6 protein-coding genes and 1 pseudogene are annotated in these 8,697 nt (G+C 64.2%); all 7 read right to left on the reverse strand.

Annotation, left to right across the window (positions count from 1 at the left end):
- Positions 1-1,167: pseudogene (locus ACXJKR_RS17155) on the reverse strand (glutamate synthase subunit alpha); the annotation flags it as partial.
- A gap of 129 nt (positions 1,168-1,296) precedes the next feature.
- Positions 1,297-2,022 carry an REP-associated tyrosine transposase gene (locus tag ACXJKR_RS17160; RefSeq protein ID WP_457323848.1) on the reverse strand — a complete coding sequence of 242 codons (726 nt, stop codon included), beginning with the start codon at positions 2,020-2,022 and terminating at the stop codon, positions 1,297-1,299.
- A 79-nt stretch (positions 2,023-2,101) separates the two neighbouring features.
- Positions 2,102-3,238 carry a deoxyguanosinetriphosphate triphosphohydrolase gene (locus ACXJKR_RS17165; RefSeq protein ID WP_457323849.1) on the reverse strand — a complete coding sequence of 379 codons (1,137 nt, stop codon included), beginning with the start codon at positions 3,236-3,238 and terminating at the stop codon, positions 2,102-2,104.
- Between the two features lies 1 nt (position 3,239).
- Complete coding sequence (gene aroB, locus ACXJKR_RS17170) at positions 3,240-4,334, reverse strand: 3-dehydroquinate synthase (protein ID WP_457323850.1); 1,095 nt, start codon at positions 4,332-4,334, stop codon at positions 3,240-3,242.
- Positions 4,335-4,391: 57 nt separating this feature from the next.
- Positions 4,392-4,985 carry a shikimate kinase gene (locus tag ACXJKR_RS17175; RefSeq protein ID WP_457323851.1) on the reverse strand — a complete coding sequence of 198 codons (594 nt, stop codon included), beginning with the start codon at positions 4,983-4,985 and terminating at the stop codon, positions 4,392-4,394.
- On the reverse strand, positions 4,951-7,122 hold the full coding sequence (locus ACXJKR_RS17180) for a beta strand repeat-containing protein (RefSeq protein ID WP_457323852.1): 2,172 nt from the start codon (positions 7,120-7,122) through the stop codon (positions 4,951-4,953). Before ACXJKR_RS17180 ends, ACXJKR_RS17175 begins: the two co-directional genes overlap by 35 nt.
- Before the next feature lie 58 nt (positions 7,123-7,180).
- A partial coding sequence (locus tag ACXJKR_RS17185; protein WP_457323853.1) for a type IV pilus secretin PilQ occupies positions 7,181-8,697 on the reverse strand: 1,517 nt, incomplete at its 5' end.

Below are 8,697 nucleotides of genomic sequence, written 5' to 3' on the forward strand. Positions count from 1 at the left end.
GCAGTAGCGGGCCGGACGCAGGCCGTTGCGGTCAAGCGCGGCACAGACCTGGCGGCCGTCGGTGAAGGCCATCGCGGCGGGGCCGTCCCACGGCTCCATCATGGCGGCGTGGTATTCGTAGAAGGCACGGCGGCGTTCGTCCATGCCTTCGTGCTGCTCCCAGGCTTCCGGGATCATCATCATGGCCGCGTGGGCGAGCGGGTAGCCGCTCATCGTCAGCAGCTCGATGGCGTTGTCAAAGGTGGCCGTGTCGGACTGGTGCTCGAAGCTGATGGGGTAGAGCTTCTTCAGGTCGTCGCCCAGCACGGGCGACTTCATGACGCCTTCGCGGGCGCGCATCCAGTTGAAGTTGCCCTTGACCGTGTTGATCTCGCCGTTGTGGCAGACCATGCGGTAGGGGTGGGCCAACGGCCACTCGGGGAAGGTGTTGGTGGAGAAGCGCTGGTGGACCAGGGCTATAGCGGACACGACGCGCGGGTCGGCCAGGTCCAGGTAGTACTTGCCAACCTGGTCGGCCAGCAGCAGACCCTTGTAGATGACCGTGCGGCAGCTCATGCTGGGCACGTAGTACTCGCGGCTGTGCGTGAGCTTGAGCGCCTGGATGGCGCTGGAGGCCGTCTTGCGGATGACGTAGAGCTTCCGCTCCAGCGCGTCGGGGACGATGATGTCAGTGCCACGGCCGATGAAGATCTGGCGGATCACCGGCTCCTTCTCGCGCACCGTGGGCGACATGGGCATGTCACGGTCCACCGGCACGTCGCGCCAGCCGATCAGCACCTGGCCTTCGGCCTTGATGGCACGGGCCAATTCCTGTTCGCAGGCCAGGCGGGAGGCAGCTTCCTTGGGCAGGAAGATCATGCCGACGCCGTACTCGCCGGGCGGCGGCAGGTTGATGCCCTGCTTGGCCATCTCGGCGCGGTAGTACTCGTCCGGGATCTGGATCAGGATGCCGGCACCGTCGCCCATCAGCTTGTCGGCACCCACTGCACCGCGGTGGTCCAGGTTCTCGAGGATCTTCAGGCCCTGCTGGACGATGTGGTGCGCCTTGTGGCCTTTGATGTGTGCCACGAACCCGAGGCCGCAGGCGTCTTTCTCATTGCCCGGCCGGTAGAGCCCGTGCTCGGCTAGGTCTTGGATCTCGGCTTGAATCTGCGCGGCGTGGCTCATAGCGCCCTCCTGGAACACAACAGGGTGGGAGCGTAATGCAGTGCAGCATTTGCGGCAACTTGATTAAATTAGGGTCAGAGTCAATTAATTCCCCATCGACGTGGTGAAGTTAAATAAATGGGGCCATAGTCACGCCACTCCGGTTGGCTTGGTTTCCGACGATGCCAGTGGCGTTTTGCGCGGCCGTCCGCGCGGCCGTTTGAGTGCGACTTTCGGGTGGGTGTCGCCCAGCGCCTTCAGGAATGTTGCGCCGCCCACTGGCCGCCCCCGCAACACGGCCTCAGTGAACTGCGCTTGCTCCTGCAGGGTGACACCCTGGTCCATCAACTCGCGATAGGCATGCTCGCGCTCGAAGGGTGTGTTGCCCAGTGACCAATACAGTTCATGCTCCGTGACCAGCGCGCTGCGGTTCAGGCCGAGGTGGTGAGCGGCGCTGGACCAGGGCCATTGCGCCGCGTCCTGGCACAGCCCTGCACGCACCGGATTCAATTCGATGTAGCGGATGCAGGCCAGCAGATGCCGTYCGCCCTCGACCAAGCCCGCCCTGAACCGACCTTCCCAGAGCGTGCCGCTGCGCTGATGACGGGTATTGAACCAGGCCACGTAGCGGCGGCCGAGCGCTTGCATCATGCGACTGAGAGCGTCCGCAGCGGGCGGCGTCAGCAGCAGGTGAAGGTGGYTGTCCATCAGCACGTAGGCATGGACGGCCACCCCATACTGAGCCGCGACCTCGGTCAATGTGACCAGCATCTGCTGGCGGTCGTGATCGCTGAAGAAGATGGCCTGGCGGTTGTTGCCGCGCAGGATGACGTGGTGAGGCTGACCCGGCAGGATCAATCGAGGTAGACGGGCCATGAATGCATCCTTGTCGGCACAACGGCCTCGGCAGGAGCAGCCAGAATAATCGACTCCGACCCCATTTTGTGGAGTGACGTCAGAAAAGCGTCTTGCCCGTCAACCGCTGATGCTCGCGAATGGCGAACCGGTCGGTCATGCCGGCAATGTAGTCAGCACAGGCTCGTTCACGATCGGCGCGCTCGGCGAAGTCCGCCGGCATCTGCGTCGCATCGGACGAATAGGCCGCAAAGAGGTCGCGCAGCACCTGCTCGGCGCGGCTGCGCGTGGATTGCACCTGCGGGTGGCGGTAGAGGTTGGCGAAGAGGAAGCGCTTGAGCGCCGTGCTCTTGATGCGCATCTCCGGGCTGAAGCGCAGCAAGGGCTTTTCAGCCCGGCGCACAGCATCGACGTCGCTGGGTGCCGCTTCGTCCAGCGCCGCACGCGTGGCGTCGATGATGTCGTAGACCTGAGCCGACAGCATGCGGCGGATGGTCTCGAACAGCAGGCGCTTGCCGGCCAGGCCCGGATGCGCATCCAGCGAAGCCTGCCAATGCTCCCGCACCAGCTCGACATCCAGCAGTTGCTCCAGCTCGATCAGGCCCGAGCGCACGCCATCGTCAACGTCGTGCGCGTTGTAGGCCACCTCGTCGGCCAGATTGCAGAGCTGGGCCTCCAGGCTGGGCTGGCCGCCATGCAGGAAGCGGGTCGCGATGCCGTCAGGTTCAACGGCCTCGATGAGTTCGGCATGCCGTCGCGAGCAGTGCTTGAGGATGCCCTCGCGCGTCTCGAAGCACAGGTTGAGGCCGTCGAAATCCGGATAGCGCTGCTCCAGTTGATCGACGACACGCAGTGATTGCAGGTTGTGCTCGAAGCCGCCATGGGCGCGCATGCACTCGTCCAGCACGTCCTGGCCCGCATGGCCGAACGGCGTGTGGCCAAGGTCATGGGCCAGGGCCACGGCCTCGACCAGGTCTTCGTCCAGGCCCAGGCTGCGTGCGATGGACCGGCCGAGCTGGGCCACTTCCAGAGAATGTGTCAGCCGCGTGCGGAACAGATCGCCCTCGTGGTTGAGGAAGACCTGGGTCTTGTAGACAAGGCGGCGAAACGCCGTGCTGTGGATGATGCGGTCGCGGTCGCGCTGAAATTCGCTGCGCGTGGGTGCGGGCGGCTCGGGCAGGCGGCGGCCGCGGCTGCGCGCCGGGTCAGCGGCGTAGGCCGGGCGCGGCGTCGACATCTCAGGCCGCTCCGTACGCTGCCAGTGTTTCCACGATGCGTGCGTCTGGCACCGAGTGCAGGCCGGCACGGCCGAGCGCCTCAATGAGGACGAAACGGATCTCACCCGCCTCGGCCTTCTTGTCCACGCGCATCAGCGACAGATAGCGTTCGGCGCCCAGCTTGGGTGGTTGCACCGGCAGCCCCGCCCTCTCGATCAGGCTGCGCAGGCGCTCGACGAAGCCGGCCGGCATCAGCCCCATGCGCTGCGACAGGTCGGCCGCCAGCACCATGCCGCAGGCGACGGCTTCGCCATGCAGCCACGCACCATAGCCGAGGCCCGCTTCGATGGCATGGCCGATGGTGTGGCCGAAGTTCAGGATGGCGCGCAGGCCCTGCTCGCGCTCGTCCTGGCCCACCACGTCGGCCTTGATCTCGCAACTGCGCCGCACCGCATAGCCGAGCACGGCCTTGTCACGCGCCAGCATCGCGTCGAGGTTGTCCTCGATCCAGCACAGGAAACCGGCGTCAGCGATCGGGCCGTACTTGATCACCTCGGCCAGGCCAGCGCGCAATTCGCGGTCCGGCAGGCTGTCCAGGGTGTCCAGGTCGGCGATGACGCGCGCGGGCTGGTAGAAGGCGCCGAGCATGTTCTTGCCCAACGGATGGTTGATCGCCGTCTTGCCGCCGACCGACGAGTCGACCTGAGCCAGCAATGTGGTGGGCACCTGTACGAAGGGCACGCCGCGCATGTAGATGGCCGCCGCGAAACCGGTCATGTCGCCGATGACGCCGCCGCCCAGCGCGAACAGCACGGTCTTGCGGTCCAGGGCCTGGCCGAGCAGGTGGTCGCAGATGCGGTTCAGGCTGTCCCAATCCTTGTGTTGCTCGCCATCCGACAATACGACCAGATCGACGCGACCGTAGACCGCCAGCAGGCGTTCACGCAGGCGAGCGGCGTACAGCGGCGCCACGGTCTCGTTGCTGACAATGACAGCCGTCGCTGCCTTGGGCAGTTCCTGCCAGCTGGCAGGCGCGTCCAGCAGGCCTGAACCRATGCGGATCTCGTAGTTGCGGTCGTCAGGGAGCTGAATGCGGACGGTATCGGTGGCGGGCATGCGGCCAAGTGTAAGAGGCACCTCGCAAGCGGCCCTCCGCCTCCCGTCAAGGCGCCGTCAAAGCGGTTCGGCCCCCACGGTGGCCGCGACGCGAGTCGGGTCCAGCAGGCCCGCCAGCTCCAGCTGCATCAGCGCCATGTTGACGAGGGCATGCACCGAAGGTCGCGCGCTTTCCAGCACATAGTGCGCGCAGCGGCGGTAGAGCGGGTCGCGCTGGTGGTGGAGTTCGCGCAGCTTGGCCAGCGGGTCGCGCACCTGTAGCAGCGGCCGCGTCGTGTCATGGCGCAGACGCCGGAACAGGTCCTCGGGCGTGGAGCGCAGGTAAAGCACCGTCGCGCCGCCATGCAGCAGCTCACGATTGCGCTCCCTCAGCACCGCACCGCCGCCGGTGGCCAGCACGCGATCGCCAGGACGCGCGATCAGCTCGGCGATCACCTCGGTCTCAAGGTCCCGAAACGCATCCTCACCATGGCGCTCGAAGAACAGCTTGATGCTCCTGCCGATGCGCAGCTCGATTTCATGGTCCGAATCGACAAAAGGCACGCCAATTTGGCGTGCCAGTTGTTTGCCGACGGTGGACTTGCCACCGCCAGGCATGCCCACGAGGGCAATCACGTCACTTYGCGCTGGCGCAGCTGCTGCTGGTGCCATAAGGGCTGATCACGAACGCTGGGGCCGTTTCGCTGGTTAGGTCTCCTGCAGCAACCGGCAGTCGTGTGTAGGTGTACAGGTAGTCAACGACGCTTGCCGCGTAGGTCTTGCCCTGAGCGATACCTTCGGCCACAAGCGCGGAGTACGACTTTGACGACAGGGTCACCGGCACACCAATCGGGTAGTACGCAGGTGGGCTGAGGACACCCGCAGCCGTGACCGTGATCTTGTAGTCGACCCAAGTACCTAGGCTCTTCGGATACTCAAGCTGAAGCACAGCGACGCCGTTTGCATCCGTCCTGGTGGCACCCACCAGCGTGATCGCGACGTCGGACTTGCGGGGATCCAACTGCTTGTTGCCATTCACGTCTTCACCGCCGTCGACGACCCCGTTCCGATTCAAATCCTCGTTGGGACAAATGGCGTTGAGCGCGCCCTTGACGTACTCCCMGGCATTAATGACGGCCGCATAGTCGCCTTGAGGTGTCAGCTCCCAGCGCTGCTTCGGGACGTTGTATTCCCAAAACCCCTTCGAATAGCTACCCAGATCCAACGACGGCGTGATCTGAACGTCGGCCTTGGGATTGCCAGCTGAATCTACAACGAGCACGACGTACTTTTTCACATACGTCAGACCGCCGCCGCCGCTACCGATCGTGTTGTCCGTACCGATCGAGATCGACACCGGATTCGAGACGATGGTCAGCGTCGTGGTCAGCAACTGGCCGCCCGCAGCCACGCAACTGCCAGCCGTGGCGCCGGGCGCGAAGTCGCTGATCTTCCAGCAGGCTTGAATGGTCACGCCGTTCGTCGGGCTGCTGACGGCGCCAGGGGCATATGTCGTCGAGGCGGTACCCGAAGCATCTGACAGAACGGAGTTTGCGCCAGAGCCGATCTTGCCGGTCCCGTTGTCACCCGCTGCCGCGAACAGCACGCGGACGTTGGAGATGGGCGCATTGGTGCCATCGCGGAAGATGGCACTGACAGTCACCTGGTTGTTGGTGGTGGACGTGTTGACAGTGACGACATCGGCAGACAGGTTCAGTGCCGTCGCGACAGGTGTAGAGCCAGCCACTGGCACCGTCGTGCTGCCGCCTGCGATGGGAATCGTCACGAGAGACTCGCGCCCGCCCGCTACCGCCTTGATCGTCAGATTGGTTCCCGGGGCGTTGGGTGTGGTGTAGGTGAACGTATAAGCGCCATTCAAGTCGGTCGTCCCCGTGGCACTGGTCACGCCGTTGCCGGTGACATTGATAGTCACGCCCGGCATCGGATTGCTGTTCACGTCAGACAGCGTGTATTGGACGGTACCGGCGGCACCGACCGTCGCAACGGCCGGCACCGGGCTGGCTTGCGAGAAGTTTGCCCCAATGACCTGGAACGCAGCGGTGCGCGTCAGGTTGCCGCTTGTCGCAACGACCGTGATGGTGCGATTCGAGCGATCCTGACCGATGTTGACCGCACCCGTCACCTGCCCACTGGCATTTGTAGTGCTGGAGGGCGCGATGAGGAAGGCGCTGGCGTCTGTCACCGACAGCTGCACGGGAATGCCCTGCAAGGCGTTTCTATTGCTGTCCACTGCCGTAGCCGTGGCCGTGATCGTTGCGCTGCCCGAGTTGTTGATATTGCTCGCGCTCAGCGTCAGCGTCAGGTCATTGGCCTGAGGATTGTTGGTTGAAGACTGCTGGACGACATTGAAGGTCACCGCCCGCGTAATGGCGCCCGAGGTCACGGTCAGGGTCACGGGGCGAACCGAAGTGTCCGAGCCCTGGGTGATCGTGGCCGTCAGCAGGCCGCTGGCATTGGTCGCTGTCGCGTTATTTGTCGACACCACCGCATTGGCATTGATGGAAACGCTGACCGGCACGTTGCCGACTGCGGCGCGGTTGGTGTCGATGGACGTTACCGTCGCCGTGATCGAATCGGTTCCCGTGTTCGTCAACGTGGACTTGTTCAGCACGACGACGAGGTCGGCCGCCACCGCGCTCGCCGCGCCCGACGGGGTGGATGCCGGGGGATCGAAGACCGGCGTGCCCGCGCTACCACCACCACCGCCACAGGCCGTGAGGGCGGCGGCGATCACACCACCCAACAACGCACGAACCGCAGTCCGGCTCCAAACATCAAACTTCAACATCTCTGCTCACTCCCGTGTGTAGCCAGCGCAGCTGACACATCGTCAATTCGGTGAAACCTCAGCGCACCGTCGACCGCTCACTGACGACCTTGGGCGTCAGGAAGATCAACAGCTCGGTCTTGGAGGTCGTTCGGGTCTTATTCTTGAACAGGTTGCCCAGGAAAGGCACATCGCCCAGCAGCGGTACCTTGTTGACGGTCTCGCCTTCGTCCTGGGTATAGATGCCGCCGATGACGACCGTACCGCCGTTCTCGACCAGCACCTGTGTCTGAACATGTTTGGTATTGATCGCATAACCCTGAGGCGTCAACGTACCGCGGCTGTCCTTGTTGACGTCCACGTTCAGGATGACGCTGCCTTCAGGCGTGATCTGCGGCGTGACCTCCAGCTTGAGGTTGGCCTTGCGGAACTGCACCGAGGTGGCGCCGCTCGCGGTGGCCACCTGATAGGGCAGCTCCTCGCCCTGCTCGATGAGGGCCTTGACCTGGTCGGCCGTGATGACGCGCGGGCTGGACACGACCTTGCCCTTGCCGTCAGATTCAAGCGCCGACAGCTCAAGGTTCAGGAAGCGGTTGGCGGTGGCACTGAACAGAGACAGCGCGACCTGGGTCGCCGTGCCACCGCTGAATGCGTCAGACGACACGTTCGCCGGCAGGTTGACGAACTGGGTGTTGTTGTAGTTGGCCGAGACCCCTTGGTTGGTCTGTGAGCCGATGCCGTTGTAGTTGCCGCCAACGGTCACGTAATTGCCGCCACCGACGCTATAGCCCGGGATGCCCCCCTGCTGCCCGCGCAGATCGTTGGCGCCGAGCTTGACGCCCAACGAGCGGCCGAACTTGTCGTTGGCTTCGACGATGCGCGCCTCGATCAGCACCTGGCGCACCGGGATGTCGATCTTGGCGATCATGGCCTGGATCTCTTCAAGCTTGCTCGGGACGTCCGAGACGAAGAGCTGGTTGGTGCGAGGCTCGAAGATGACACTGCCGCGCGTCGAAAGGATGCGAGTACCGGTACCGGTACCGCTGCCACCACCGCCGGAACCGCCGCTGCCGGAGGATGTGATGCCCTGACCCGTCAGGCCCTTGGCAAGGTCCTCGGACTTCACATAGTTGAGTTGGAAGGACTGGGTTCGCAGCGGTTCGAGCTGAGCGATGGCGGCCTTGGCTTCAAGGTCCAGCCTCTCCTTGGTGGCGAGCTCTTCCTTGGGTGCGATCCACAGCACGTTGCCGGACTTCCTCAGGCCCAGGCCCTTGGCCTGCATGATGATGTCCAGCGCCTGATCCCAGGGCACGTCCTTCAGGCGCAGCGTGACACTGCCGGTCACGGTATCGCTGGTGACGACGTTGAAGTTGGTGAAGTCGGCAATGACCTGCAGCAGTGCCCGGACTTCGATGTTCTGGAAGTTCAGCGACAGCTTGTCACCCGCGTAGCCGGGCCCCTGGGTCAGCTTGTTCGGATCGATCTTCTGCGGCCTGACCTCCAGGACGAACTGGTTATCGCTCTGGTAGGCGCTGTGTTCCCAGTTGCCCTTGGGTTCGACCAGCATGCGCACCCGATCACCGATCTGGCTCGTGG

It is taken from the genome of Roseateles sp. P5_E11 (assembly GCF_054049355.1).

Excerpts from the sequence above, each read along its gene's own strand:
- ACXJKR_RS17165 (WP_457323849.1), bottom strand. The coding sequence starts at position 3,238 with ATGTCGACGCCGCGCCCGGCCTACGCCGCTGACCCGGCGCGCAGCCGC.